Origin of the sequence: Ensifer sp. NPDC090286, from assembly GCF_044769565.1 — a bacterium.
Lineage (GTDB): Bacteria > Pseudomonadota > Alphaproteobacteria > Rhizobiales > Rhizobiaceae > Ensifer.
Genome location: NZ_JBIVYF010000004.1, coordinates 428,440 through 452,002 on the forward strand (window position 1 = coordinate 428,440; position 23,563 = coordinate 452,002).

The following is a 23,563-nucleotide window of genomic DNA, read 5'->3' on the forward strand; positions in this document are numbered from 1 at the left end:
ATTCATTTCGACTGGCGGTCGGCGGGAGCACTGCGCCTTGGCGCAGTGAGAACCCGTCCGAACGGAATGCTACATGGCGTCCATGCCCTTGATGGCATTGTCGAGATGCGACGTGCACTTCTCCATGTCGTTCGCCATCATGGCATCCCGCGCCATGGTCAATTCCTTCGTAGACTCGATCTTCTTAGCCCCGTCGGAAATCTGTGCGACCTGTTGTTCAGCCTTGGCGATCGAGGCTTCGTCGCAGACGACCTTCTGCTGTGCGAGGACCGGGCTGGCGAACGCCGCGACGAAGGCGAGAGTAACAATCGGTTTCAGCATTGTGATCTTCTCCATGGGCCGATACGACACCGGCCTTCACGGCGATTGAACGGCAGAACGAGCCGATCTGTTCCCTCTTCGGGGCGCCGAAAAACGAAGTTTTTTCAAGGAACTTCTACGCGTTTTCGGCGTTTGATGCGCGCGCAGCTGTTTTGCCCGATCGATGCAAGAACCTCTGCCAGATGAGCGCCTCTGGACGATGCGCGCCGCCACGATGGCCTTTATCGGCGCCTTCGGCGGCGCGAGTGGACGTGAGATATGCGCCTCTACCAATTTGCGGGAAAGGAACGACGACGGCGGTCCACCTGCCAATTGGCAAGACAGCTTTATGTCCGCCTACGCAAGCAGTGATCCATTCGAAGACATTGCAAGAAGCCCGGCGCACTTGTTTAACGTCGTTGACGCGCGCGAAACGACAAGATCCTTCGGACCGTTGGTCGCCACGATGATCTCGAAGCAGAGGGCGACTAACCCTTAAAGGGGCTCGGCGCGCGGCAATTGGTCCTTGGGTTCCGGTGGATCTCGCTTCCAACGCCCTCGTAGGGACCATGGGCAAGCGCGCTCCGTTCGTCCTGTTGCCGCCGGTCGTCGTGAAGTTGGACTTTATCGATCGGCTGATTGCTCAGGCGCGCGGGCCGGCATTGCCGGGTCGTGGTCGTTGTTGCGCGGGTATCGATTTCGCACCCGGCGATCGATTTGCCTAAGGGCCATCTGGTCGGACAGCGATGTTGCCCGCCTCTTCGCCGTCCCAATAGCTGATTTTCGAGGCGTGAACCTTGATCATCAAAAGGCCTGGCGTGTCGACGCCCTGTGGAAACCACCTCTCAAGTTCGGATAGCCAATGCTCGGTGAATGTCGTCTTGTCGTCCACGAGCGATGCGCGACCTTCGATGGCAATGAAAATGCCGGGCTTGCCGAGCAGGCTTGGGCGAGCGGTGTACGTCAGTGAGACGTTCGGATCGGACATGATTTCCGTGATCTTGCGCGATTGTGCGTCGCAGAAGAACCATGTGTCGCCCGCATACTCCACGTCGCCGTTGTTGCTCATTGGACGGCTGGCGATCGTTCCGTCCGCCTTCTTTGTCGACAGCATCCCGAAGTCGATGTTTTTCAGGTGATCTGAGATGTCGTTCAGCGTCAAAGTCATTGCCTTGCTCCCATTGGCTGATTCCAGGTTCTAACTGCCACGGCACAAACAGGTTCCTTGATGCCAAGCCGACGGGCTCCGATCGCTATGGTTCGCTGAAGCCGGTCGCGAAAAGACGGGACCTGCCCGTCGGGTCGTTGCGAAAGATCAGCCCGCCTCGCGCCGTCGATCGCGCCGGCACATAGTCGAGTGTGGTTTCGACGGTCTCTATGATGGTGTTTTGATCCGTGATTTCGCCGCGCACGACGACGGCCGCCGCCGTTCGGTCGGCTGCATTGTTCACATCGAACATGACCAGATATCCGCCAGCACGCCCCGCGCTGTTGACGATGGTCACCGAGAGATCCGGAGGGCTGTCATCCTGTGTTGCTGCCTCATATGCGATCCAGCCAACAAGCGTCATGACCAGGATCGCGGACACCGCACCGGTCGCCCATTCGATCCAATGCGCCTTGCGATTTTCAACTAAGCCTGGTTTGGGGGAATTCGCCATCATATCACCTAGAGGATGAGCCGCGCGGCCGCCGCGCCGATTGCGCTCGGGAAGGCGAGAACCGTCGTGGCGACAATCGCCTGGGTTGGCTCAAGGCCGTCGAGCCGATGAAACGTCCACAGGCAATAGAGGCTGATCGCAAACGCGATAACGTAGCCCGGCATTGTGAAGCGGATAAGCGCATGCCAGCCCGGCGTGGTCTCATCGAGTTCATGGCCGCCTATGAAGGACAAGGCGTAGACGAAGCCATGCATCAGCAGGATCGACGCCAATAGGGCGGCAATGGCGTGCCACAGTGACATCTTGAAGGATATCAGGATCATTTCTTCGGTTGGGGCAACATTGAGACCGAGAAACAGAGCCCCGACGACCATCATGAAAAGTTCGCCGCCGTAGCCATCTCCCCGGGTTTCGCCGATCGGATCCTTCTCGTCCTCGCTACCTTCGGTTCGTGTCCCCAGTTCGCTGCGGCCAAGCAAGGCGCCGATGCTGGCCGGGACCGCCTGGATAGTGATCATTCCAAGCACTTCCGGCACTGCCTGGCCGATCTTTAGAACGCCAATGATGAAAAGAACAAAGGCACTCGCCCCGACACCAAGGCAGTATGCAATGCTCGCGTCTCGCAGCGCTTCGCCCCACGTCGAAACGTTTTCGAAGCCGATCCGACGCGCAAGGAGGACGAGGAGCGGAATGTTGGCCAGAAGCAGGACCAGCAGCCGGCCGCGGTCGATGTAGAGCCCGAGTTCCCACATTTCCATCGTCAGGAACATGGGCAGCGCAAAAAGCAACGCGCCGGCAAAGCCCCGTGCCAGGCCCTTCGCGAAGCGGCCATGGTCAAAATCGGCCCGCGTCCTGCCCTTGGTCATCTTTCCCTCTCAAGGCTGCTGTCGGCCTCACAAGAACGCTGCAGCATTTCCTGTTGGCAGAGGTAACGTCGAGAGCCAGCGCCAAGTTCCTGATGCGCCGGCTTGCTCATGCGCCCCTGGATGCCGGCAGGTTCCATGCGTGCATCGATCAACTGCACCGCGATCGCGCCGAGCCGTCCGCACTGGGCATTGGAACAATAACAACGTCCACGTCTTTCCACCGGGTTGGTAGCCCTTTGAAAAGGGAATGTTCGTGAAGTTGGAGCAGTAAGCGATGCCCTTGGGTTCTTTCGACAAGGAGGGGAGTGAAGATATCTTGCGGGCGAGGCTTGCAGCCATTGTGGAGTCGTCCTTCGACGCCATCGTCAGCAAGGATCTCGATGGTACTGTGCAAACCTGGAACGGCGCTGCCGAGCGCATGTTCGGTTATCCGGCCGAGGAAATGGTCGGGCAGTCAATCCTGAAGATCATCCCCTCGCACCTTCACGGTGAAGAGAGAGAGTTGCTGCAGCGCCTGCGCAAAGGTGAGCAGATTGAACCGTTCGAGACCGTCAGGCAACGCAAGGACGGCAGCTACATAACCGTTTCGCTGACGATCTCCCCGATCCGCAACGCCAAAGGCCGCATCATCGGAGCCTCCAAGGTTGCCCGTGACATCACGGCGACAAAGGACCGCGAAAGGCGAATTCGCCTGCTCCTGCGGGAGGTCAATCACCGGGTCAAGAACCACTATGCCATCATTCTTTCGATGATCAGGCAAAGCAGGAGCGAAGACACGGAACCTGCGGTCTTCCAGAAGGATCTTGAGAACCGCATCTGGGCCCTTTCGGCATCCCACGACCTGATCGCATCGGCGGATTGGCAAGCAACGGATCTGAGAGGCCTGGTCGAAAAGCAGATCGCGGCGTTTCATGCCGAAGCGTTCTGTCGGATTTCTGGCCCAGGGATAGCACTTGCGCCGGCTGCGATCGAAAATCTTGGGATGGCGATCCACGAGTTGGCCCTGCATTCATCAAAGGGTGGCGTGTTGCGGATGGGCGACGGCACGATTTCGATCACCTGGGCGCTGGCAACGTCTCCGGCGGGCCTTGCCTTCTCAATGATTTGGGATGAGCACCTTGGCTCGAAAGGTCGCGACTACCAGTTGCCGCACTCAGGGTTTGGCGCGGTCGTGCTGAAGAGGACTGTACCGCAAGCCCTAAACGCAAAGGTAGAATCCGCCCACGGAGATGGATTTGCCCGGTGGCGATTGGTCGGGCCCGCGGAACGCTTCCTGGAGGTGCCGCGGGTTTCTTTGTGAAGCCGCTGCGGTGACTGCCGTGAGGTGTCACCAAAATGTGACATGTGGTGCCTGCCGACAGTAACGTGGTGGCCCGGAGATGGAAAAAGAATGAGGGAGCCATAGTTAGAGCTCGCAAGTCCCGCATTGCGCGGTTTCAAGGGGGAGGTTTCTGGGGGAGATGGGTGAACAAACGGCCTTTTGTTTCAAAAGTTTGTACGCATCGGTGGGCAGTCCTGATATTGCAATATAGAAGCGGTGCGAACCCGTATGGACTGGTGGGATTCGGGCTTCGGCAGGAACCGCCAATGCATGGATGGTCTTTCAATCAGCAATGCAACGTCCGTAAACGGCCGCTGTTCCCCTCAGCAATTGCTTTTTCCCCGGAGTCTGAATGTCCGCGACCGCAACCAAAAGACCGAGCTTGAGTTCGCGCTCGTTCCGAGCGCTTTTGGGCCTGGAACCGGGCGTGGCCCTCGGCCTGGCAGGCACCCTCATCTTTTTTGTCGCAAGTAGCGTCGTTGCCTATCTCAACCTGGAGGCGCTGCAGCGAGGCAACGAGAGGATCGTGCAAACGCACGTGGCCATTGTCTCTCTCGACGAACTGTTGTCGCTTGTTCAGGATGCCGAGACCGGACAGCGTGGCTTTTTGTTGACGAATAGCGGCGGCTATCTTGCTCCCTACAATGCCGCAGTTCGCGCCATCCGGCCGAAGCTCGATCAGATCGGCCAGTTGACGGCCGCCAATCCGGGTCAGAGCCAGCGGCTCGTCGCCCTCCGGCAACATGTGGACGCCAAGCTTGCAGAACTTGGCGAAACCATTGACGTCAGACGGGCCAACGGTTTGGACGCGGCGATCGCGATGGTGAATTCCGATCGCGGTAAGATCGAAATGGATGCCGTGCGCGCGCAAGTCGCGGCAATATCGGGCGCAGAGCTGGAAGTGCGCCTTGATCGGCTAGCTGAAATGGAAAGCGCGCAGAAGACGGCGCGCCTCAGCACTCTGCTTTCTGCTCTTCTCGGCATTGCTTTGACCGCTGCAATCGTACTCCTCATCCGCAAGGCCACGATCGCCCGCCGCAGGGATGAGTGGCTTCAGGCCGGTCAGGTCGGGTTGGCATCGGCGATGATGGGCGATCAGTCGATCGAGCAGCTGGGCAACAGTATCCTCGACTTTCTGGCGCCGTATGCCGGCGCCGTTGCCGGAGCGATCTTCATTCGCGGTGGCGGTTCGTTCCAGCGGGCTTGCGTCCGTGGCGTTCCGCCCGAGGCGAACCTGCCGATGACTATTCGGCCTCGCGAAGGTCTCCTGGGCCAAGCGGTTGTGGAAGGGGGGGCAATCGTGGTTGACGATGTCCCGGACGGCTACCTGACCTTCGGTTCCGGGCTTGGGATGGACAAGCCACGCCATCTCGCGATCCAGACGGGCAAGGTCGACGGGTCGGTGAATTCGGTGATCGAACTCGGCTTTCTAACGCCGATCGACGAGGCGATCGTCACCCTGCTTGATCGCGCGTCGGAAGCAATCGCGACTGCCGTGAAGTCAGCAACCTATCGCGGCCAGCTCCACAACCTGCTGGAGGAAACGCAAAGGCAGTCCGAGGAATTGCAAACGCAAAGCGAGGAGTTGCGCGTTTCCAACGAGGAGCTCGAGGAACAGGGGCGGGCGCTGAAGGAATCTCAGGCGCACCTTGAGCAGCAGCAGATTGAACTTGAGCAGAACAATGCTCAGCTGGAAACACAAGCCCAGCGGCTCGAGGTTCAGCGCGATGAACTGGAGCGCGCGAACGTATCGATGTCGGCCAAGGCGAAAGAACTGGAGCAGGCAAGCCGATACAAATCCGACTTCCTTGCCAACATGTCCCACGAGTTGCGCACGCCACTCAACTCTTCGCTGATCCTGGCCAAGCTGCTTGCGGACAATCCAGACGAAAACCTGACCCAGGAGCAGGTGAAGTTCGCCAAGACGATCCAATCCTCGGGCAATGATCTCTTGAACCTGATCAACGATATTCTCGATCTCTCCAAGATCGAGGCCGGGCATGTGGAAATCCGGCCGGAAACCGTGTCGCTCGAGCGATTGGCCGGCAACCTGCGCCAGGTGTTTCTGCCGTTGGCGACCGAGAAGAAACTCGGGTTCTCCGTTGAACTTGCTGAGGAATGCCCCGTCAGCATCGAAACCGATCCGCTGCGACTCGAACAGATCCTCAAGAACTTGATTTCAAACGCGATCAAGTTCACCGAGGCAGGCAAGGTCACCTTGTCGATCGGGCCTGCGGGCCACGGCAAGATCAGCTTCCGCGTCAGCGACACCGGGATCGGGATTGCGCAGGAACACCAGAATGCGATCTTTGACGCGTTTCATCAGGCCGATGGCACGATCAGTCGCAAGTATGGCGGCACCGGCCTCGGCCTTTCCATATCTCGGCAATTGGCGCGGCTGTTGGGAGGAGCGATCACGCTTGATAGCCAGGTGGGCAAGGGTAGCACCTTCGCTTTCTCGATCGCTGAGCGATACGAGCCAACCAAGCAAACGCCTCTTGAACCACGCGCGCTTTCGCTCCCGATGGCGGGTGCCGCCTCAAAGGTGCCTGCAGCGACGCCAGTGCCGATCCGCCGGATCGATGACGACCGCGACGTTCTGAGCGATACCAGACGTGTGTTGCTGGTCATCGAAGATGACGACACATTTGCAGCTATCGTTCGCGACCTGTCGAGGGAAATGGGGTTCCAGGCAATTGTCGCGGCAACGGCCGAAGAGGCACTCTCACTTGCCAAGGAGTTCATGCCAAGCGCCATCGTGCTCGATATCGGGCTGCCGGACCAATCGGGCCTGGCCGTGCTTGACCGGTTGAAGCATGATGTCTTCACCCGTCATATCCCCATCCATGTCGTGTCGGGCAGCGATCATGCCGAGAGTGCCTACTCTCTCGGGGCCGCGGGCTATGCCATCAAGCCCGTCAATCGAGAAGAGCTGTTGAAAGTTCTGCAAGAACTTGAGGCGCGTTTTACGAAACAGATGCATCGCGTCCTGGTCGTCGAGGACGATCCGGTTCAGCGCGAGGCGGTCGCAAAACTGATCGGTACCCAGGACGTCGAGACGGTGACCGCCAGCACCGCCGCCGAATGCCTTGACCTCCTCAAGCACCAGACTTTCGACTGCATGGTGCTTGACCTGTCGTTGCCTGACGCGTCCGGATATTCGTTGCTTGAGACGTTGAGTTCGCAGAGCGCCTATGCCTTCCCGCCTGTCATCGTTTACACCGGACGCGAACTCTCGGCAGATGATGAGCAGAAGTTGAGGCGATACTCGAAGTCAATCATCATCAAGGGGGCTAAATCCCCTGAGCGGCTGCTTGATGAAGTGAGCCTGTTCCTGCATCAGGTGATATCGGAACTGCCGGACGAGCAGCAAAAGATGATCCGCAAGGCGCGAAACCGCGATGCGCTGTTGGAGGGCCGTCGCATCCTCGTGGTGGAAGACGATATCCGAAACGTCTACGCGCTGACCAACATTCTTGAACCGCGCGGCGCGATCGTCGAGATCGCGCGCAACGGGCGCGAGGCGCTGGACGCCCTCGAAAATGCGTCATCTGGCCCAGGGCGCCCCATCGAACTCGTGCTGATGGACGTCATGATGCCCGTTATGGATGGGTTGGTCGCAACCGCCGAGATTCGAAGGAACCCGGCTTGGAGGAAGTTGCCGATCATTGCGCTGACAGCCAAGGCGATGCCGGACGATCAGGAGCGCTGCATCGAAGCTGGCGCGAATGATTACATGGCCAAGCCCCTGGACGTCGACAGACTGTTGTCGCTGGTGCGCGTATGGATGCCCAAATGATCGAAGCCGCCGCGGTTGAAAAGGTGGAAGACATCGAAATCCGGCTGCTGCTGGAAGCGCTGTTTCTCAAATACCACTACGACTTTCGCAACTATGCGTTGGCGTCGATCAAGCGCCGGCTGAAGAAGGCCCGCGAACAACTGGGGTTCGAAACTTTCTCGGCGATGCAGGAGGCACTTCTGCACGATCAGGCAATGCTGCCGCAATTGCTGCGCTTTCTGACGGTTCAGGTAAGCGAGATGTTTCGGGACCCCAGTTACTTCCAGGCGATCCGGGAAAAGGTCGTTCCCCATTTGAAGACCTACCCTTCCTTGAAGGTGTGGATTGCTGGCTGCAGCAGCGGCGAGGAGCTTTACTCGCTGGTTATCCTGTTTCGGGAAGAAGGCCTCGAAGATCGAACGATCTTCTATGCCACTGACATCAGTCATGAAGCGCTGGAGGCGGCCGAGGCGGGCGTCTATGCCCTCGACAGGGTACAGCTTTTCACCGAGAACCATCGAAAATCCGGCGGAAAGTCATCGTTGTCGGACTATTATCAGGCGGCGTACGGCAAGGCGCTGTTCGATAAGACCTTGCGCCGCAACGTCGTGTTTTCGGACCACAGCCTGGTGACCGACGCTGTTTTTGCAGAAATGCACCTCATATCGTGCCGCAACGTCATGATTTATTTCGACCGCGCGCTCCAGGACCGAGCCGTGGGTCTTTTCAAGGACTCGCTCGCCCGCAAAGGTTTCCTTGGGCTCGGCGCCAAGGAGAACCTGCGGTTTTCGCTTCATGCCGATGCGTTCACGGATTTCGTACGCGAGGAGAAAATCTACCAAAGGCGTGCCGAATGACGCCCGCAAAAGCCCAAGTGGTGATCATTGGCGCGTCGGCCGGGGCCGTCGAAGCGCTTTCGGCCATCCTGCCGGCGCTGCCGCGCAGCTTCGCGCTGCCCGTGATCGTGGTCGTTCACATTCCATCGGACAGACCGAGCCTTATGGTCGACCTGTTCCGTGCAAAGTGCCTGTTGCCTGTCGAAGAGGCCGAGGACAAGCAGTCGCTCGAGGCCGGCACGATCTATTTTGCGCCGCCGGACTATCATCTGCTCGTGGAAACGGACGGCAACCTGTCCCTCTCTTCGGATGAGCCTGTCCTCTTTTCCCGCCCGTCGATCGACATACTTTTCGAAAGTGCTGCCGATGCCTTCGGGCCGGCTCTCGTCGCGATTGTCCTGACCGGTGCCAATCGTGATGGGGCGGATGGCCTGGCGGCAGTCCATGAAGCAGGTGGGACGGCGATCGTGCAAAACCCTGAAGGCGCTCACGCTCGCGCCATGCCGGAAGCCGCAATCCAGTCTTGCCCGAGCGCTCTTATCCTGACGCTCGATGCCATTGCCGAATACTTGAAAGAGGTCTGAGAATAATTATGGAGCCCGTCCCGTTTCTACTGGTCGATGACCTCGAGGAAAACCTCCTGTCGCTGGAGGCACTGCTTCGCCGCGACGATCGCCTTCTCATGAAAGCGCGGTCCGGTGATCAGGCGCTTGAGATCCTGCTTCGACAAGACGTAGCGCTCGCGCTCGTCGATGTTCAGATGCCGGGTCTCGACGGTTTCGAACTCGCCGAGCTGATGCGCGGCAACGAACGCACGCGGCACATTCCCATCATTTTCGTGACGGCCGGTATCGCAGACGGCCAACGCCGATTTCGCGGCTACGAAGCTGGAGCGGTGGACTTCATTCAAAAGCCGATTGAACCGGACGTCCTGGCCAGCAAAGTCAACGTGTTCTTCGAACTCTACCGGCAGCGGCAGCAACTTGCCGCCCAACGAGATGAACTCGCTGCCCAGGCACAGGCGCTCAAACAGGCAGCGGAGCACAAGGATATTCTGCTGCGGGAAATCAATCACCGGATCAAGAATCTGTTCAGCCTCACCGCCGGGTTGATCTCGGTCAGTGCCAGGCAAGCCGAAACCGTCTCCGATCTCGAGGCTGATCTACGGTCGCGGCTGCACGCGCTGTCTCGCGCTCACGAGCTTACACTGCCCGAGCTTGTTCGGGAGGACAATCGTGCAGAGATTGCGACGACGGTTGTAGCCCTGTTGAAGGCAATCGTTGCACCACACGACCACGCTCACGGCTCTCGCGTCATGATATCCGGATCGGACGCTCCGCTCGGCGACAAGGCACTGACGTCCCTTGCCCTCCTTCTGCACGAGCTGACCACCAACGCTGTCAAATATGGCGCCCTTTCCGTCCCCACGGGGCAACTGACCATCGACGTTTCGACCATCGACGAGGAACTTCACGTCAAGTGGAGTGAACATGGCTCACATCCGTTATCCGAGAGTTCCGAAAGGACGGGATTTGGCACGACGCTGGAGAAAGCGGCCGTTCTGGGGCTGAACGGATCGCTGGTGCGAAATTGGCGGACCGACGGACTTTGTCTGGCGCTTCGCATACCGCTGACAAACCTTAACAACTGAGATCTGCATCGCCTCATTGCCGGGCCTCGTACGCCGGAAAGCCGCGACCGGCGGGGGTGCAACACGTTGTCGTTTCGGCTGGGATCGAGTAGCGTCGCGTTCAACCGCAGGAGAAGGCCTATGATTGCCGTCGAGTTGTTCCCAAAATCGTTGGCCGCAGCGGTGCGTGCGTTGATGTCGTCGGGTTCGGCATAGTTAAACGCGCTCGCTGTTCGGCTTTGGACACCTGACAGATCAGAAAGCCGAAAAATGCTTATCGAAGCAATTGATGATGATTTCATCGCGATGCCTGGAGGCGTCGTGCGCGAAGGCCTGTACCTCGCCGCAGATACTGTGATCGCTCCGCCAGAGGTGATGGAAATGCTGCGCAACCTCGCTTTCGAAACAAGGCGACGTTTTGCCCCGTCGGCTTGGTGGATCGTGCATGAGGGCGAGATCGTTGGTCTTTGCTCTGTGATACGGGTTTCGCCCGAAGGCGATCTCCATATCGGTTACGGGGTCGCGCCAAGTCGCCAAGGCCGCGGGTTTGCGACCAAGGGTGTGCGCCAGATGCTTGAATGGGCGTTGCATGATCCGCGGGTCACGCACGTCTCGGCAGAAACGGGCACGGAAAACGTGGCCTCTCAGCGCGTACTTGAAAGCAATGGCTTCCTGCGCACGGGGGAGCGCATTGATGCCGATGACGGTCGCGTGATCTGCTGGCAAATTCAGGTGGCTTGAGGCAACCGGGTGACGCTCCAGGGGAATCTCCTGGAGCGTCATGCCCGATACGCTGTCAGCGTTTGTTCTCGCTACCGCCAGTTCGAAGTGCTGCCTTCAGGGTCATTCGTGTTCTGAATTCCGCTGGGTGGAACATTCGCAGAACTTTACTCTGTCGCAACGCCTGTAAGCGGCCTATAAGACACGAATGGTTCAGCGAGCTGGAAGTGCAGATCTCCCTCTTCATGGCGGCAGGGTTCCTCCTTGGCTCGGAGACCGCATGACGAAGCTCGGGACGATCATCGCCGAAGCCATCGTCATCGAATATGGCCGTGACGAGTTTCTGCGCCGGCTGGCCCATCCTTTCTGGTTCCAGTCCTTCGGCTGCGTCATGGGCATGGATTGGCACTCTTCCGGCATCACGACCAGCGTGATCGGCGCTCTCAAGCGTGGTCTGGCTTCTCGTTCCCGGGATCTCGGGATAAGCGTCTGCGGTGGCCGCGGGCGGCATTCGCGGCAGACGCCTGACGAACTGATTGCCATCGGCAACCGCGTCGGCTTCGATGGTGCCGGGCTTGCTGCCACCAGCCGGCTTGTTGCAAAAGTCGACAGTGCGGCTGTCCAGGATGGCTTCGATCTCTACCTGCACGGCTTCATTGTTGCCGATGACGGCAAATGGGTGGTGGTGCAGCAGGGCATGAACGGCGATAAACGCCAGGCCCGGCGCTATCACTGGTTCTCCGAAGGCGTTTCGAGTTTCGTCGACTCTCCCCATGCGGCGATCGAAGGAAAAGGGCAGGGGGAAATCGTCAATCTCGCAGACAAGCGGGCCGCCGCCTCGCGCAATGGGCAGCTTGACCTTTTGGCGTCGCTTGGGCCGGACCGAATTGTCCGGGAAGTCGTTGCTCTGGATCCAAAGGGAAGGTCGAAAAAGGTTGATCAGCCTTTGCTCCCGCATCTCGTGATGCCGGCGCACCACGATGTGCGGGAGGAGAACGTCAATATGCGACGGCTGCATGCGACACTTTCTGCGGCCGCCGATCGCGGCCCCGAAGATTTCGAGCAGCTGTTGATGGTTCCGGGCGTCGGTGCCCGCACGGTCAACGCGCTCGCGATGGTGGCGGAGGTCGTCCACGGCGCCCCTTGCCGTTTCGCCGACCCGGCGCGGTTTTCGCTTGCCCACGGCGGCAAGGATCGCCATCCGTTTCCCGTGCCGCTCAAGGTCTATGACCACACGATTGCGGTCATGCGATCGGCAGTGACGAAGGCGCGGCTGGGACTTGGCGAGGAGCTGGAGGCTCTGAGGCGTCTGGACGACCAGGCACGGCAGCTCGAGAGATACGCCACTGGCCCGGACCTTAAGGAAATCGTTGCCGGAGAGTTTCGCCGTTCGGCCGAATGGGGCGGCCGCAGCGTGTTTGGATTTGAGAAAACAGAGGGACCGGCGAGCGAGCCGAAGCAACTGGATCCGACATACCGGCGAGACGGCCGCCGTCAAACACGCTGAACGTCGCTTGGCCGGCATCGACGGTTTCGTCGGCGTTTCCAAAAATCGATTGGCGCGCGTGTCCTTTCGACTTCGGAGTCGATGGATGATGCCACGCGAGCGCTGGTTTTTGACGCGGCTAGGCGAACCGGGTAGCCCGCCTCATTTGCGCACACTTTCCACCATCGCACACATTCGCAGCAATTACTTTACGCGGCTTTGTCGCTCGATGTCGGCGGTCACCGCGGCCGCCTCTCGGCCGATTTCCCGGAGCAGGCCGGTGACTGGATTGTGGAAGCCGACGAGATAGAGGCCGAGTTCGGCGGACTGCCGCGTGACGCCGCTTTTTCCGGGGCGAAGGTTCGCAGGCAGAAATTTCTCGAAACTTGGCCGGTAGCCGGTGGCAAGGATGACGCTGTCGAACTCTGCCTGTCTGCCAGAAACAAAGATGACGCCGCGCTCGGTGAAACGCGTGATGGCAGGTGCCACCTTGATGCTGCCGGACTTGATCGCTGCAACAGTGCCGACATCGATGACCGGGATGTGCCCGGCAGCGACCTGCTCAAGGATGCCATGCTTTGGTCTGACGATGCCGAATTCTTCAGGCTTGCCCAGCGCAAAGTCGAGAATGATCGGGAAAAACGCATCGTTCACTGCTCGCGGCAGCAGCTGGGTGGCCATTGCAACCATCTGGATCGGTACGCCGAAGAGCTGTCTCGGCACAATGTGGACGCCGTTGCGTACCGACAGCGTCGGCCGGGCGCCGAACTCGGCAAGGTCGAGCGCAATCTCGGCGCCGGTGTTGCCCATGCCGATCACCAGTACCGATTGGCCAACGAACGGGGTGGCATCGGCATAGTCAGCGCTATGCAACAGGCTGCCGGCGAAGGTCCCCATTTCGGGCAGATTGGGAACGATGGGCTCGGCATTGTTGCCGCTGGCGATGACGACGTGGCGAGCGGACACGGTTTTCGTGCCGGTCTCGACCAGGTAGTTACCGTTCTCGCGGCGGATGGAGTTGACCGTCTCGCCGAAGTGCGGCCGAAGCTCGAAACGCGCGGCGTAGGCGTCGAGATACTCGACCATCTTTTCGCGCGGCACGTAGCGCGGATAGTTCTCCGGGAATGGCATGTGCGGCAACGAGGAGAACGCCTTGACCGTATGCAGGTGCAGGCGCCGATAATGACGTCGCCAGGCCGGCGCGATCTCGCCCGCCTTTTCAAGGACAATGAAATCGAGACCCGCCCGTGTCAGGCAGGCGCCGACCGCGAGGCCCGCGGGCCCGGCGCCGACGATCACAACATTGGTGTTCACGCGAAGGCCACTCCCACCAACGAAGATTATTTCGGCAAAGGCTGGAGAACAAGTGGCAGGTCGCCGCCTTTAGGAGCTTTCGGTCGATGCGCCCTGATCGCGAGCCGTCAACTGTGACGGGGCGCAACGCAGGATGGCATCATAAACATTGCCAGTCGGACGCAGCCGGGCAGATGAGGTATTCGGCTCAAGCCTCATCTTTCGATACCGGTGGACTGTAGAGAGGAGGTGCTGCGCTTCGAGCGATGATAAAACGTGGTCTTGTATTGCAACAGCCACAAACATCGGAAAGGAGCGCAGCATGAAATACTATAGCGGCCTCGACGTTTCGGTGAAGGAGACGTCCATTTGCATCGTCGATGAAACCGGCAGGATTTGCCGCGAGTTCAAGGCGGTCAGCCATCCCGACGACCTGGTGGCCGTGTTGCGAGATCCTGCCTGGAATCTGGACCGGATCGGTCTTGAGGCCGGCCCCCTATCGCAATGGCTGTTCGAAGGCCTTGCGATGGCCGGGTTACCGGTCATCTGCATCGAAACGCGCCATACCAAGGCATTTCTCAAGGCACAGCCGAACAAGAGCGATCGCAACGACGCCCGTGGGATCGCCCAGATGATGCGCGTCAATCTGTTCCGGCCGGTGCATGTGAAGACACTGGTGAGCCAGAAGCGCCGGGCCTTGCTGACGGCGCGTAAATTGCTGCAGGGAAAGGCGATCGCCATTGAAAACGACATCCGCGGACTGTTGCGCAATTTTGGACTGAAGGTCGGTATCGTCGGCGCGGTCAAGTTCGAGGAGCGAATCCGGGAACTGGTGGATGACATCTCCGATATCGGAGAAATTATGGAGCCACTGTTGGCGGCAAGACAGAAGCTGCGTGACGAATTCTCGCGGCTTCACAAAAAGGTTCTGGATATCGCCCGCAACGACCTTGAATGCCGGCGGCTGATGACGATTCCCGGCGTCGGCCCCGTCGTTTCGCTCGCATTCACCAGCACAATCGACATTCCTCAGCGATTCAAAAACTCAAAGGTGGTCGGTGCTGTGCTGGGATTGACGCCCAAACTGAACGAGTCGGGCGAAAGCAAACGCGTTGGGCACATCTCTTGTTGCGGGGACGCGATGATGCGGATGCTGCTCCATGAAGCCGCGCAAAGCTTGTTGTCCGTCACAAGGAAATGGTCGTGGCTGAAAGCTTGGGCCATGAACGTGGCCAAGAGGCGAGGGCGCCAAAAAGCCATTACCGCATTGGCGCGCCGCCTGGCAGTGATCATGCACCGCATGTGGAGTGATGGCACCGAGTTCCGCTGGACGAGGAAGGGATTACCAACCACCGTGCATGCATGACACGGCTAATGATCCTGACAAGATGACGGTTTCCGCTTCGTGCGGAGAAGAGGTCCCTCGCGGGACGATGGATGAAGTAAGTTCGGCCCTCACCTTGTATCGATTGCCGCAGGCGATCAGGACGTCGGTGCAGATTGTTCTGCTTCATTCTTCTGACCCCATAGTGGGAAGGCCCGCAAGGCCGATCCCGGAGAGAAGCAAGACCCCGCGATGGAATTCCTTAGGACGGAAACGGAGCTCGACGACGCTTGACCTCGACCCGCCGAATAGAGAAGGTGAAGGGAGGATGCCCTGATCACTCGCCCTCATGTCTCGATTGGCCACCAGCTAGCTCGCATCCGCTACGCGATGCGTCTGTACGAGGCCATTTTGTCGATGTGAGCCATCGGACGGTTTTTGGGAGCCTATCGACACCAAGCCCTTACCTGCTTGTTTTGGTGCCGCGCAAAGGCGTCACTCTGGGCGTGAGGATAGGCATTCCACTCGCATTCAGAAGCTTGATGTAAGCTTCGCAGAACAGGTCCTCCCCTTGCTGTTTGACCTCTTCTTGCGCCCTGTTGAAAGAATCCCGAAAGACTGGATGTAAGTCGGTGGCCAATCCAGCGCCGTCAGAGACGCCCTGAATGTAAGACATGTTGGGTTCGGCATCTGGACAGTACATGCCAATCGCGATTGCGCGTCCTGTTAGGCGCAGAAAGGTCTCAGGATCGAGGGGAGTTTTTTTGCCGGCAGCCAAATCTGCCATGATTTGCTCCTGTGTCCTGGGCGCAGCTGCTGACGGCTGAAAGACGGTTGCTGCAATTAGCGCCAGCACTGCCGTATGCGTTCTTCGGCCTTTCATCTGATCTCCCGTTTGGTCGTCATTGTTCGGTGACACAAATGAGGATCAGTTACTGGAAAAAAGCCCGTTGAGGAACAGATTGTCCGCACCGCGACACCGTTAAACTGACGCGGATAAGACAGATGCGTCGCTTGCCCTTTGTCGTCGTTCGGGCCCATTTGAAACGTCTCGAAAGCTGCCATTTCGAGATGCGTCGCGGTGGCTATTTGCTTGTGGGCCGGATGACCTTGATCACCGCGCCATGCTGTTGGGCGCCTGCGCCGGCATCCTGGGCCTGCTGAAAGATGTCGGCCGCCAGCCGTGGAAACGCGTTGCTGATCCCGGTACGCTCTGCATATTCGGCGAGCCAGCGGAGGTCGGCGGAAATCGTCTTGATGGTAGCCTCGGCGCTGTCGAAGCGGTTTTCGGCCATGGCCTTGCCCATCCTCAGCATGTCGTCAGCAAACATCGGCGCGATCTCAGCCATCATGTCGCCAAACACGGCCGGATCAATGCCTTCTGCTTCGCATACAGCGGCACCGTGGGCAAAGCCTAGCCAGTGTCCGGCAAAGTACGCGAGGCCGGCATTGGCCAGCGCCGCCGGGTGGCCAATGTTCGTACCTGCATAGTTGATGTTGCCGGCCAGTGTCCTGAGCAAAGGCTCAGCGGCGGCAAACGCGTTCTCGGAACCGGCGACTGTGATTGCGGCCTCCGGACCGCCGATCTGGCGTGGCCAGGCAGCGATGGCGCCGTCGACATAACGCGCGCCGTGATCTCTGATCCAGCCATCGAACGAGCGGGCATGGTCAGGTGCGCCGGAGCTGAGCTGGATCACCAATTTTCCCTCGAGCGCTTTCCGGGCTACGGGTTTGTCGAGGAGCGACAGTGTTGCCGCATAATCCGAGAGGCAGATCACGGTCACCGGACTGGCTTCCAATGCCTCGGCGACTGTGTCGGCAGCTGTCGCGCCGAGTGCAATCAGCGGAGGAGCCTTCGACATGTTGCGGTTCCAGACCGTCACGCCCTTGCCGGCACCGACCAGGGCCCGCGCCAACGCGCTGCCCATTTCTCCGAGCCCCACTACGCTGACATCGCTCATCACGCATTCCCTCCTTGATTTCAATTCCTACAAAATGTAACTTACAAAATGTAGAAAACAAGTGGGGCGAGAATGGCAAAGATGCCCAAGGATCAGCGGCGTGAGCAGTTGATCGATTTGGCGATGGAGATCGTCCGGGACAAGGGTGCGGACGAACTGACCCTTGCGACACTGGCTGCGCGCGCCGGCGTCAGCCGTCCCGTCACCTATGAGCACTTTGCCACGCGGCCGGGTTTGTTGCTGGCGCTGTTCCAGCGCCTCGAAGACAACTACGCTGAAAAACTGCGACAGGCTCTTGCCTCGGCTCCCGGGGATTTGCAGGCGTTGGCCGACGTGATGAGCCGCGCATATTTCAACTGTCTCGCCGATATTGGCGCGGAGGCACCAGCCATCTCGGCGGCACTCAAAGGCACCGACGAGATGGCGGCGCAACAAAGAGCCATGGTCGATGAATACGTGCAAATCATGTGCGGAGCGCTGCGCGTTCACTCCAGCCTCACGGATGAGCAGCTTAGCCTGCGCTGCGTCGGTATCTTGGGCGCAGCCGAAGCGATGGCAGGCGAAGCCCGAACGGTGCAGACACTGGCAGATGAAGCGGTTGCCGCATTGAGTGCGATGATCGTTGGAAGCGTCGTTTAGTGCACGCCGTCGGGCGTTCGGCCCAGTCTCGGCCCGACGAGGCAAGCCAGCGCAAGCTTTCGCGCCTGCTGAGGCGCCCCCGATCGGGCGGAAGCGTCAAGCACGCGGACGCGCTCCGAGACGCTTTCGCTTCGCGCGTCGGCAGGGTAAAACTGAACTGAATGGTTCAGTATATAGGTTCCCCTCTCGATCTTTCGTTCGCGGCGCTATCCGACGCGACCCGCCGCGGGATCATCGATCAGCTTGGGCGAGGGGAGGCGTCGATCACCAGTCTCGCGGACCAGTTCCACATGACGCTGACCGGCATGAAGAAGCACGTCCAGGTTCTCGAGCGGGCCGGCCTCGTCGTCACGCAAAAGGTCGGGCGGGTGAGAACCTGCAAGCTTGGGAAGGACGGTCTTCAGGCGGAGGCCGAGTGGATCGAGGCGCACCGCAAGCTCTTTGAGGCTCGCTTCGAGGCACTGGACGAAATCATCGACGAACTGAAACGGGAGGTAGGCGATGAATGAGCAAGTCAACGACGCAGCTGGCGCGCAGAACCGCACGTCGGTCGAGCGCAAAGGGGACCGTGAGCTCGTCGTAACGCGGACATTTGATGCGTCACCGAGCACGGTTTTCAGGGCATGGAGCCAGCCTGAATTGTTCCAGCGCTGGTGGGTGCCGAAGTCGGCACCCGGCATCTTGCTCGTCTCGTGCGAAATGGATGTGCGTACCGGCGGCAAATATCGACTGGAGTTCGGCGCCGGCGGATCGGACACAATGGCCTTCTACGGCAAGTATCTCGAGGTGGTGCCGAACGAGCGCATCGTCTGGACCAACGATGAGGGCGAAGAAGGTGCGGTCACAACCGTAACCTTTAAGGGTCAGGGCGAGAAAACGCTGCTGACATTCCACGAGATCTATCCTTCGAAGGAGGCGCTCGAGGAAGCCTTACAGGGCTCGGCGACCGCATTGCCGGAGCAGATGGAGCAGCTCGACGCATTGCTTTCTGGACGAGGAGAGTAGCGCAGGTCCATTCGCCTCGGTGGAGGATTGCTGGACGGCCTCAATCAGCCTTTAACGCCGGCGCGGAGGCTCAAGCCCCCGTCCAAGCGTAAAGAAATGGTGGTCTTCTTCGCATCCAAGGGGCGGCCATCCACGCATGCTCGCCAATCTAACCGACCGTCGAAACGAGGCCACCTGCGGGGAAATGTAATTCCAATCAGCTAGATACACTTCTATCGGGCGAGTTGCGCTCATTTGGCGGCATTGTAACCTGAAATCGTGCGATTGCGGCAGGCGACGACCCCTGTTGCGGCAGCATGTAGTCCAACTGGAGCCTCTTCATTATCAGAAGAGGCCCCTTTTTGGAGCGCGTGGCGGAGTTCAGTCACCTTAGGGGGCGCGGCGACGATCCGCGGCGTCTTGATGGGTGACCGAGCGGAACGAATTCGTATGCGACACCAAGCATAGGCGCTGGTGCGTTGACGGCTCACCCAAGCGCGTCGGAGGGGCTGGCCCGGCGCCGCCATTGTGCTGGTGATGAGCGGAGGTTTCTTCGATCCGTTGCCAGCCGCTGGGGATAGAAAACGACGTCGCCAGCCTCCGGTCTGCGCCACTTCATGGGCTCCCGGTCTCATCACCAAAGCTCGCGGATGCTGGCGGCGGTGGACTGCGACGGAAGCGGGCGCCCTTCAGCCACAGCTTGAGCGCTTCCCAATGGATACCGGCAATGACCTTCAGCGTCATGAAGGGAAAGCGCACGAGAGCGCGAACGAGATTGGCGTCGGAGACGCAGGCCGCGGTGCCATTGAACGTTGCGGTCAGAACAGGCGTGTTTCCCGCGGTCTCGTGGATGCGCAGCCGCACGGTTTTTCCCGGAGGCAATACCCGGAAATGGTAGCGCAGGCCCATGTCCATGAAGGGTGAAACATGGAAGATCTTCGTGCGGCTCTGGCGAATGCCGGCCGCGCTCTCTTCGCCGGGCAACACCGGGGCGACATAGCTGTGCCGTTCGCCGAAGGTGTTGCGCACAGCATAGACGATGGCAATCAGATTTCCTTGCGCGTCATAGGCGAAATAGGTGGAAAGCGGATTGAACGCGTAGCCAAACATCCGCGGGAACGCGAGCAGCAAGATGCGCTCTGCCGGCGTTGCAATCCCCGCCTTGGCCAACAGGCGATCGGCGAACGCCCGCACGGTTTCTTTCTCCTGCTCGACGTGATCCCGCGTGTGAAAGGACAGGACGCCGGGCCGGTCGACGGAGAGCAGATTCGTCATGCGGCCGAGCTCTTCCAGTCGATCGATGTCGACGAGCAGGGAGAAGACGGAATAGCTGAAGCGGTGGCCGAAGGGGCTCAACCGCTGATGCATGACCTTTCCGCAGTAGAGGGTTCCGGCCGCTTCGGAAGGCGGCCCGTTTTCCGTCATGCAAGAAATCCTCTGGTGGGTCATGTGGGCCTGCCTGCGGCCGTCACTGTGCGGGCGCCCAATGCACGTCCCGGCAAAGGATGCCGCCGAGAATGCATCCGCGCGTCACCAGTGATTTGTCCAAGACGACCACGGTTATCGAATAGGTCCTGTTGCGTTTGGGATCGTAGGCCGTTCCGGCGAGCGTATCGGCCGTTTTCTGCGTGAGCGACATCACGAGACGATCACCGGCCTCCTCGCCTTTACTCGTATCGCCTATCCAAAGGTTGGTGGCGCAGATGTTCGTGCCGCATGGCGCGATGCGTACGCGGGCATTGCCGTCGTCGCGCATCCAGACACCGCTTGGATCGGCCGGTTGCTGGGCGGCCGCAGATGCGGCGAGTGTGGAGAAGGCAAGGGCTGTCAGAAGAGGGATTTTCATCGCGTATCCTCCATCTCTTTCATACGCGACAGAAAGGCGAATGGTTCACTCTGAGGTGATCCGAAGAGGCGGAGAAGGCGTAAAAGCCGAAAGATCCCACCGGAGTTTCGGCATGAAGACTGCAGTGATCGCCTATTTTGCCGTCGGCATTGCGTTCCTTGTCGTTGATGCCATTTGGCTGACGACCATGGCCGACACGCTTTACCGACCTTTGCTGGGCGACAGGCTCGAACCGGCGTTCAAGCTCGCGCCTGCCATTTTTTTCTATCTCATCTATGTGGCGGGTATCGTCTTCTTCGCGGTCCTGCCGGCGCTTCAGGGCGGCGGAATGGGAAAGGCAGCCCTCAACGGTGCAGTGCTCGGGATTGTCGCCTATTCCACTTACGATCTGACGAACCAGGCGACCCTGCGCGATTGGCCGTTGGCGGTAACGCTCGCTGACATTCCCTGGGGCGCCTTCGTGACAGCGGTGGGCGCGTCAACCGGATTTCTGGTCGCCAACCGCTTCGGCTGATCGTTCGGCCTCGGCGAGGCGGTTCGAAAAAACAAGCGCGACAAACCCCGTCAGCATCGCAGCACTGATCGCGTTCAGCCGTGCAAGCGCCGCATATTCTTGTGCCGTATAGTCGATCATCGGCGCTCCATAGACCTCGTGGAGGAACAGGAACGCTACAAGAGCCAATCCCGCCAAGGCAAAGGCGACAGCGCGCTCGGAGGGGCGAAACAGGAGAAGCGCGATAATCGAGCAAGGGATAAGGAAAATCTCCACGGCCGAGGCTACGCCAAACAGCCATGCGCTGAGAACTGTATTTGCAATGCCCGTGAGTGGCAGCAAGACCCGCCCCGCGACACCGCTGCGACGTGAGAGCGCCGGTACCGCGAGAAAGAAGGGCGTGGAGAAAAAAGTGAACCAGACCGGCGTGATATCCTGCCTCACCGCCCACAGGACATAGAGCGGATAGAACGGCTGGTTGGACGCGACGAGCAGCGCGATGGTGTTTGCGCAAGCGACGCGCGGATCCGGATGATCGGCATAGCGCCGCGCTATTGCAACAACGTTTCTGAGGACCGCGGTCATCTCCGTTCCGCCGGACGGAGCAGATAGTGACTGACGCCCCATTCCTTGCCCTCTGCATGGCCGAACAGCCCCGCCGTAGCCAGGAAGAACAAGCGCCAGCGCCGCAGCCAAAGCGATGCGTCGCGACCGTAGGTTCTCTCAAAGATCGCCCGGACCTCTTCGCGCTTGCTATCCATGTTGCGCAGCCAATCGAGCGCGGTGCGGGCATAGTGCTTGCCGTTCCACCGCCATTCCCTTTCGACGGTGAAACTCTCGCCGAATTCCCGCATCAGGCCATGGCTCGGCATGACGCCGCCGGTGAAGAAATGCTGGGCGATCCAGTCCTCCTGGTCGGTATGGTCAAAGCGGTAGGCGCAATTCCGATGGGAGAAAACATGCACAAACAGCTTCCCATCCGGCTTCATCCAGGCGCGTGCCCGTTCCAAAAGGTCTTTCCAGTTCGACATGTGCTCGAACATTTCGACCGAGACGATCCGGTCGAAATGCTGGGCCGACGCAAGGGTACCCACATCGGCGGTGACGACCGCGAGGTTTTCAAGCCCGCGGCGCCGGATTTCCGCCTCGATGTGAAGGCGTTGCGACACGGAGTTCGACACTGAGAGGATGCGCGACGACGGATAGCGCTCGGCCATGAAGAGAGACAGAGAGCCCCAACCGCATCCAAGCTCCAGCACGTCCTGCCCGTCGGCGAGTTCGGCATGGAGGCACGTCTGCTCCAGTGCCGCTATCTCGGCGTCGGCAAGCTTGCTGTTTGGCGTGTCGTAGAGGCAGCAGGAGTATTTCTTGCGGGCTCCGAGGGTAAGCGCGAAGAATTCGGGCGGCAGTTCGTAGTGCTGCGCATTGGCTGTCCCCGTATGGACGGCGATCGGCCATCCCGCCATGGCCGCTGCGAAATCCGGGTCGGTCGAAAACCCATCTTGCAATCGGCGACGGGTTCGACTGACAAGGCGTTCGATGCCGAAGCGAAGGGCGCTGTCGGGGAGCGGCAGTCGTTCGGCGGCGGCAATGGCGGCGACGGCAAGTTTCAACGCGATACCTCCTTGGTTTGCGGCCCCGGCCAAAACGCGTTGACGCGCTCTACATAGGCGGCAAAGGCCGGGCCGCGTGTGCGCCACATGTGCGCTTCCAGCGGCGGAATGCCGGAAACGTGGACAAGCAGCCAGTACATGAAGACAGGCCCGGCAACCGCCGCCCAGCCCAAGGGCCACCCACCCACGGGGCCGATGGCGATCACCGCGTAACCGGTCCAGCCAAGCCACTGGAAGAAATAGTTCGGATGGCGCGAGAAGCCCCACAAGCCGACATCGCAAACCTGATCCTTGTGTGCGGGATCGCTGCGGAACCGCGCCAGTTGCGCGTCTGCAATCCCCTCGCCAACGATCGCGACCAATAGGATGAGGAAGCCGCCGACGTCGGTCCACTGCAGACCTGGGGCCGGGTTGCGGGCCGCGAGAAAAATCGTGCCGGCGAGCAGCAAGGCGGCGCCCGCCTGGATCTCAAGGAAGACGAGCAGGCGAAAGCGCCAGCGTGCGCCCCATTCCTCCCGCAGCTTCGCGTATCGCGGGTCCTCACCACCGCCAAGCGTGCGGTGGGCGATGTGCAATCCAAGCCTTGACGCCGAGACGCCGGCGGCAACCGCAACGGCAAGCCGCCTTGCAAACTCACCCTCCCAGCCGGAAAGCGGCGTCAATGCCGCGACAAGTCCGGCCGCTCCGAGGAGAAAGGACCAGGTCGCATCGACCCAGCCGGATTTGGAGCCAGCCAGCACGGACAGCCATGCAAGCATCATCGCAAGGGAAAGGGCGGCAGCGAGCAGGACGAAGAAGGCTGCCGGTACCAT

At 59.9% G+C, this 23,563-nt stretch carries 25 protein-coding genes; 13 read left to right on the forward strand and 12 right to left on the reverse strand.

Translation table 11 applies throughout. The annotated features are described in order from the left end of the window. Positions 1-69 precede the first annotated feature (69 nt). Positions 70-321: a hypothetical protein gene (locus ACIQUG_RS22630; protein ID WP_402324235.1), complete on the reverse strand. Its 252-nt coding sequence runs from the start codon at positions 319-321 to the stop codon at positions 70-72. Positions 322-535: 214 nt separating this feature from the next. Between ACIQUG_RS22630 and ACIQUG_RS22635 the strand changes: the two genes are divergently transcribed. Beyond that, positions 536-799, forward strand: coding sequence for a putative zinc-binding metallopeptidase (locus ACIQUG_RS22635; RefSeq protein ID WP_402324639.1), 264 nt, complete (start codon positions 536-538; stop codon positions 797-799). 222 nt (positions 800-1,021) lie between these two features. Here the strand turns inward: ACIQUG_RS22635 and ACIQUG_RS22640 are convergent, their stop codons facing one another. The 3 genes from ACIQUG_RS22640 to ACIQUG_RS22650 form a co-directional block, all read right to left on the reverse strand. Further along, entirely contained in the window at positions 1,022-1,468 is a 447-nt protein-coding gene (locus ACIQUG_RS22640) for a pyridoxamine 5'-phosphate oxidase family protein (protein WP_402324236.1), read from the reverse strand. A gap of 85 nt (positions 1,469-1,553) precedes the next feature. After that, on the reverse strand, positions 1,554-1,961 hold the full coding sequence (locus ACIQUG_RS22645) for a TIGR02588 family protein (protein WP_402324237.1): 408 nt from the start codon (positions 1,959-1,961) through the stop codon (positions 1,554-1,556). A gap of 8 nt (positions 1,962-1,969) precedes the next feature. After that, entirely contained in the window at positions 1,970-2,827 is an 858-nt protein-coding gene (locus ACIQUG_RS22650; RefSeq protein WP_402324238.1) for a TIGR02587 family membrane protein, read from the reverse strand. A 274-nt stretch (positions 2,828-3,101) separates the two neighbouring features. On the opposite strand from ACIQUG_RS22650, the gene ACIQUG_RS22655 reads away from it, so the two are divergent. From ACIQUG_RS22655 to ACIQUG_RS22685, 7 genes are all read left to right on the forward strand, one after another. Further along, positions 3,102-4,127, forward strand: coding sequence for a PAS domain S-box protein (locus tag ACIQUG_RS22655; RefSeq protein WP_402324240.1), 1,026 nt, complete (start codon positions 3,102-3,104; stop codon positions 4,125-4,127). A gap of 373 nt (positions 4,128-4,500) precedes the next feature. Next, positions 4,501-7,947, forward strand: a complete 3,447-nt coding sequence (locus tag ACIQUG_RS22660; protein WP_402324241.1) for a response regulator — start codon at positions 4,501-4,503, stop codon at positions 7,945-7,947. Further along, on the forward strand, positions 7,944-8,783 hold the full coding sequence (locus ACIQUG_RS22665) for a CheR family methyltransferase (protein ID WP_402324242.1): 840 nt from the start codon (positions 7,944-7,946) through the stop codon (positions 8,781-8,783). Before ACIQUG_RS22660 ends, ACIQUG_RS22665 begins: the two co-directional genes overlap by 4 nt. Continuing rightward, positions 8,780-9,346: a chemotaxis protein CheB gene (locus ACIQUG_RS22670; protein WP_402324243.1), complete on the forward strand. Its 567-nt coding sequence runs from the start codon at positions 8,780-8,782 to the stop codon at positions 9,344-9,346. The genes ACIQUG_RS22665 and ACIQUG_RS22670 overlap by 4 nt, the downstream gene beginning before the upstream one ends. Positions 9,347-9,354: 8 nt before the next feature. Beyond that, positions 9,355-10,413 carry a response regulator gene (locus ACIQUG_RS22675; RefSeq protein WP_402324244.1) on the forward strand — a complete coding sequence of 353 codons (1,059 nt, stop codon included), beginning with the start codon at positions 9,355-9,357 and terminating at the stop codon, positions 10,411-10,413. 249 nt (positions 10,414-10,662) lie between these two features. Continuing rightward, on the forward strand, positions 10,663-11,133 hold the full coding sequence (locus ACIQUG_RS22680) for a GNAT family N-acetyltransferase (RefSeq protein ID WP_402324246.1): 471 nt from the start codon (positions 10,663-10,665) through the stop codon (positions 11,131-11,133). A 187-nt stretch (positions 11,134-11,320) separates the two neighbouring features. Then, positions 11,321-12,619 (forward strand): DUF763 domain-containing protein, encoded by a 1,299-nt coding sequence (locus ACIQUG_RS22685; RefSeq protein ID WP_402324248.1) that lies wholly within the window; start codon positions 11,321-11,323, stop codon positions 12,617-12,619. Between the two features lie 183 nt (positions 12,620-12,802). Here the strand turns inward: ACIQUG_RS22685 and ACIQUG_RS22690 are convergent, their stop codons facing one another. After that, positions 12,803-13,912, reverse strand: a complete 1,110-nt coding sequence (locus ACIQUG_RS22690; RefSeq protein ID WP_402324249.1) for a flavin-containing monooxygenase — start codon at positions 13,910-13,912, stop codon at positions 12,803-12,805. 301 nt (positions 13,913-14,213) lie between these two features. On the opposite strand from ACIQUG_RS22690, the gene ACIQUG_RS22695 reads away from it, so the two are divergent. After that, complete coding sequence (locus ACIQUG_RS22695; protein ID WP_402324251.1) at positions 14,214-15,257, forward strand: IS110 family transposase; 1,044 nt, start codon at positions 14,214-14,216, stop codon at positions 15,255-15,257. Positions 15,258-15,678: 421 nt separating this feature from the next. On the opposite strand, the gene ACIQUG_RS22700 is transcribed toward ACIQUG_RS22695, so the two are convergent. Next, entirely contained in the window at positions 15,679-16,002 is a 324-nt protein-coding gene (locus ACIQUG_RS22700; RefSeq protein WP_402324252.1) for a hypothetical protein, read from the reverse strand. Positions 16,003-16,300: 298 nt separating this feature from the next. After that, a complete protein-coding gene (locus ACIQUG_RS22705) occupies positions 16,301-17,176 on the reverse strand; it encodes an NAD(P)-dependent oxidoreductase (RefSeq protein WP_402324253.1) in 876 nt (291 codons plus the stop codon). Positions 17,177-17,248: 72 nt separating this feature from the next. Between ACIQUG_RS22705 and ACIQUG_RS22710 the strand changes: the two genes are divergently transcribed. From ACIQUG_RS22710 to ACIQUG_RS22720, 3 genes are all read left to right on the forward strand, one after another. Beyond that, complete coding sequence (locus ACIQUG_RS22710) at positions 17,249-17,815, forward strand: TetR/AcrR family transcriptional regulator (protein ID WP_402324254.1); 567 nt, start codon at positions 17,249-17,251, stop codon at positions 17,813-17,815. Positions 17,816-17,976: 161 nt separating this feature from the next. Further along, on the forward strand, positions 17,977-18,324 hold the full coding sequence (locus tag ACIQUG_RS22715; protein ID WP_192449000.1) for a helix-turn-helix transcriptional regulator: 348 nt from the start codon (positions 17,977-17,979) through the stop codon (positions 18,322-18,324). Continuing rightward, a complete protein-coding gene (locus tag ACIQUG_RS22720; protein ID WP_402324255.1) occupies positions 18,317-18,820 on the forward strand; it encodes an SRPBCC family protein in 504 nt (167 codons plus the stop codon). Before ACIQUG_RS22715 ends, ACIQUG_RS22720 begins: the two co-directional genes overlap by 8 nt. Before the next feature lie 594 nt (positions 18,821-19,414). Here ACIQUG_RS22720 and ACIQUG_RS22725 read toward each other — a convergent pair. Together ACIQUG_RS22725 and ACIQUG_RS22730 are read right to left on the reverse strand one after the other, a co-directional pair. Continuing rightward, positions 19,415-20,224, reverse strand: a complete 810-nt coding sequence (locus tag ACIQUG_RS22725; protein ID WP_402324256.1) for a DUF1365 domain-containing protein — start codon at positions 20,222-20,224, stop codon at positions 19,415-19,417. A 43-nt stretch (positions 20,225-20,267) separates the two neighbouring features. Beyond that, the gene (locus tag ACIQUG_RS22730; RefSeq protein ID WP_043621610.1) at positions 20,268-20,645 is read right to left on the reverse strand and encodes a DUF2147 domain-containing protein; all 378 of its coding nucleotides are present in this window, start codon (positions 20,643-20,645) and stop codon (positions 20,268-20,270) included. A gap of 112 nt (positions 20,646-20,757) precedes the next feature. Between ACIQUG_RS22730 and ACIQUG_RS22735 the strand changes: the two genes are divergently transcribed. Further along, positions 20,758-21,159, forward strand: coding sequence for a DUF2177 family protein (locus ACIQUG_RS22735; protein WP_402324257.1), 402 nt, complete (start codon positions 20,758-20,760; stop codon positions 21,157-21,159). Here ACIQUG_RS22735 and ACIQUG_RS22740 read toward each other — a convergent pair. Genes ACIQUG_RS22740 through ACIQUG_RS22750 form a run of 3 tightly spaced genes read right to left on the reverse strand, consistent with a single transcriptional unit; the run spans position 21,124 to position 23,563 of the window. Then, the gene (locus tag ACIQUG_RS22740; protein ID WP_402324258.1) at positions 21,124-21,723 is read right to left on the reverse strand and encodes a hypothetical protein; all 600 of its coding nucleotides are present in this window, start codon (positions 21,721-21,723) and stop codon (positions 21,124-21,126) included. The two genes, ACIQUG_RS22735 and ACIQUG_RS22740, sit on opposite strands and share 36 nt — an antisense overlap. Next, positions 21,720-22,751: an SAM-dependent methyltransferase gene (locus ACIQUG_RS22745; protein WP_402324260.1), complete on the reverse strand. Its 1,032-nt coding sequence runs from the start codon at positions 22,749-22,751 to the stop codon at positions 21,720-21,722. The genes ACIQUG_RS22740 and ACIQUG_RS22745 overlap by 4 nt, the downstream gene beginning before the upstream one ends. Continuing rightward, on the reverse strand, positions 22,748-23,563 hold the full coding sequence (locus ACIQUG_RS22750) for a DUF1295 domain-containing protein (protein WP_402324261.1): 816 nt from the start codon (positions 23,561-23,563) through the stop codon (positions 22,748-22,750). Before ACIQUG_RS22750 ends, ACIQUG_RS22745 begins: the two co-directional genes overlap by 4 nt.

Bases quoted from the DNA above. Each gene is read 5' to 3' on its own strand.
- ACIQUG_RS22630 (WP_402324235.1), bottom strand. From the start codon at position 321: ATGCTGAAACCGATTGTTACTCTCGCCTTCGTCGCGGCGTTCGCCAGC.
- ACIQUG_RS22635 (WP_402324639.1), top strand. From the start codon at position 536: ATGGCCTTTATCGGCGCCTTCGGCGGCGCGAGTGGACGTGAGATATGC.
- ACIQUG_RS22640 (WP_402324236.1), bottom strand. From the start codon at position 1,468: ATGACTTTGACGCTGAACGACATCTCAGATCACCTGAAAAACATCGAC.
- ACIQUG_RS22645 (WP_402324237.1), bottom strand. From the start codon at position 1,961: ATGGCGAATTCCCCCAAACCAGGCTTAGTTGAAAATCGCAAGGCGCAT.
- ACIQUG_RS22650 (WP_402324238.1), bottom strand. From the start codon at position 2,827: ATGACCAAGGGCAGGACGCGGGCCGATTTTGACCATGGCCGCTTCGCG.
- ACIQUG_RS22655 (WP_402324240.1), top strand. From the start codon at position 3,102: ATGCCCTTGGGTTCTTTCGACAAGGAGGGGAGTGAAGATATCTTGCGG.
- ACIQUG_RS22660 (WP_402324241.1), top strand. From the start codon at position 4,501: ATGTCCGCGACCGCAACCAAAAGACCGAGCTTGAGTTCGCGCTCGTTC.
- ACIQUG_RS22665 (WP_402324242.1), top strand. From the start codon at position 7,944: ATGATCGAAGCCGCCGCGGTTGAAAAGGTGGAAGACATCGAAATCCGG.
- ACIQUG_RS22670 (WP_402324243.1), top strand. From the start codon at position 8,780: ATGACGCCCGCAAAAGCCCAAGTGGTGATCATTGGCGCGTCGGCCGGG.
- ACIQUG_RS22675 (WP_402324244.1), top strand. From the start codon at position 9,355: ATGGAGCCCGTCCCGTTTCTACTGGTCGATGACCTCGAGGAAAACCTC.
- ACIQUG_RS22680 (WP_402324246.1), top strand. From the start codon at position 10,663: ATGCTTATCGAAGCAATTGATGATGATTTCATCGCGATGCCTGGAGGC.
- ACIQUG_RS22685 (WP_402324248.1), top strand. From the start codon at position 11,321: ATGGTTCAGCGAGCTGGAAGTGCAGATCTCCCTCTTCATGGCGGCAGG.
- ACIQUG_RS22695 (WP_402324251.1), top strand. From the start codon at position 14,214: ATGAAATACTATAGCGGCCTCGACGTTTCGGTGAAGGAGACGTCCATT.
- ACIQUG_RS22700 (WP_402324252.1), bottom strand. From the start codon at position 16,002: ATGGCAGATTTGGCTGCCGGCAAAAAAACTCCCCTCGATCCTGAGACC.
- ACIQUG_RS22705 (WP_402324253.1), bottom strand. From the start codon at position 17,176: ATGAGCGATGTCAGCGTAGTGGGGCTCGGAGAAATGGGCAGCGCGTTG.
- ACIQUG_RS22710 (WP_402324254.1), top strand. From the start codon at position 17,249: ATGGCAAAGATGCCCAAGGATCAGCGGCGTGAGCAGTTGATCGATTTG.
- ACIQUG_RS22715 (WP_192449000.1), top strand. From the start codon at position 17,977: ATGGTTCAGTATATAGGTTCCCCTCTCGATCTTTCGTTCGCGGCGCTA.
- ACIQUG_RS22720 (WP_402324255.1), top strand. From the start codon at position 18,317: ATGAATGAGCAAGTCAACGACGCAGCTGGCGCGCAGAACCGCACGTCG.
- ACIQUG_RS22725 (WP_402324256.1), bottom strand. From the start codon at position 20,224: ATGACGGAAAACGGGCCGCCTTCCGAAGCGGCCGGAACCCTCTACTGC.
- ACIQUG_RS22730 (WP_043621610.1), bottom strand. From the start codon at position 20,645: ATGAAAATCCCTCTTCTGACAGCCCTTGCCTTCTCCACACTCGCCGCA.
- ACIQUG_RS22735 (WP_402324257.1), top strand. From the start codon at position 20,758: ATGAAGACTGCAGTGATCGCCTATTTTGCCGTCGGCATTGCGTTCCTT.
- ACIQUG_RS22740 (WP_402324258.1), bottom strand. From the start codon at position 21,723: ATGACCGCGGTCCTCAGAAACGTTGTTGCAATAGCGCGGCGCTATGCC.
- ACIQUG_RS22750 (WP_402324261.1), bottom strand. From the start codon at position 23,563: ATGGTACCGGCAGCCTTCTTCGTCCTGCTCGCTGCCGCCCTTTCCCTT.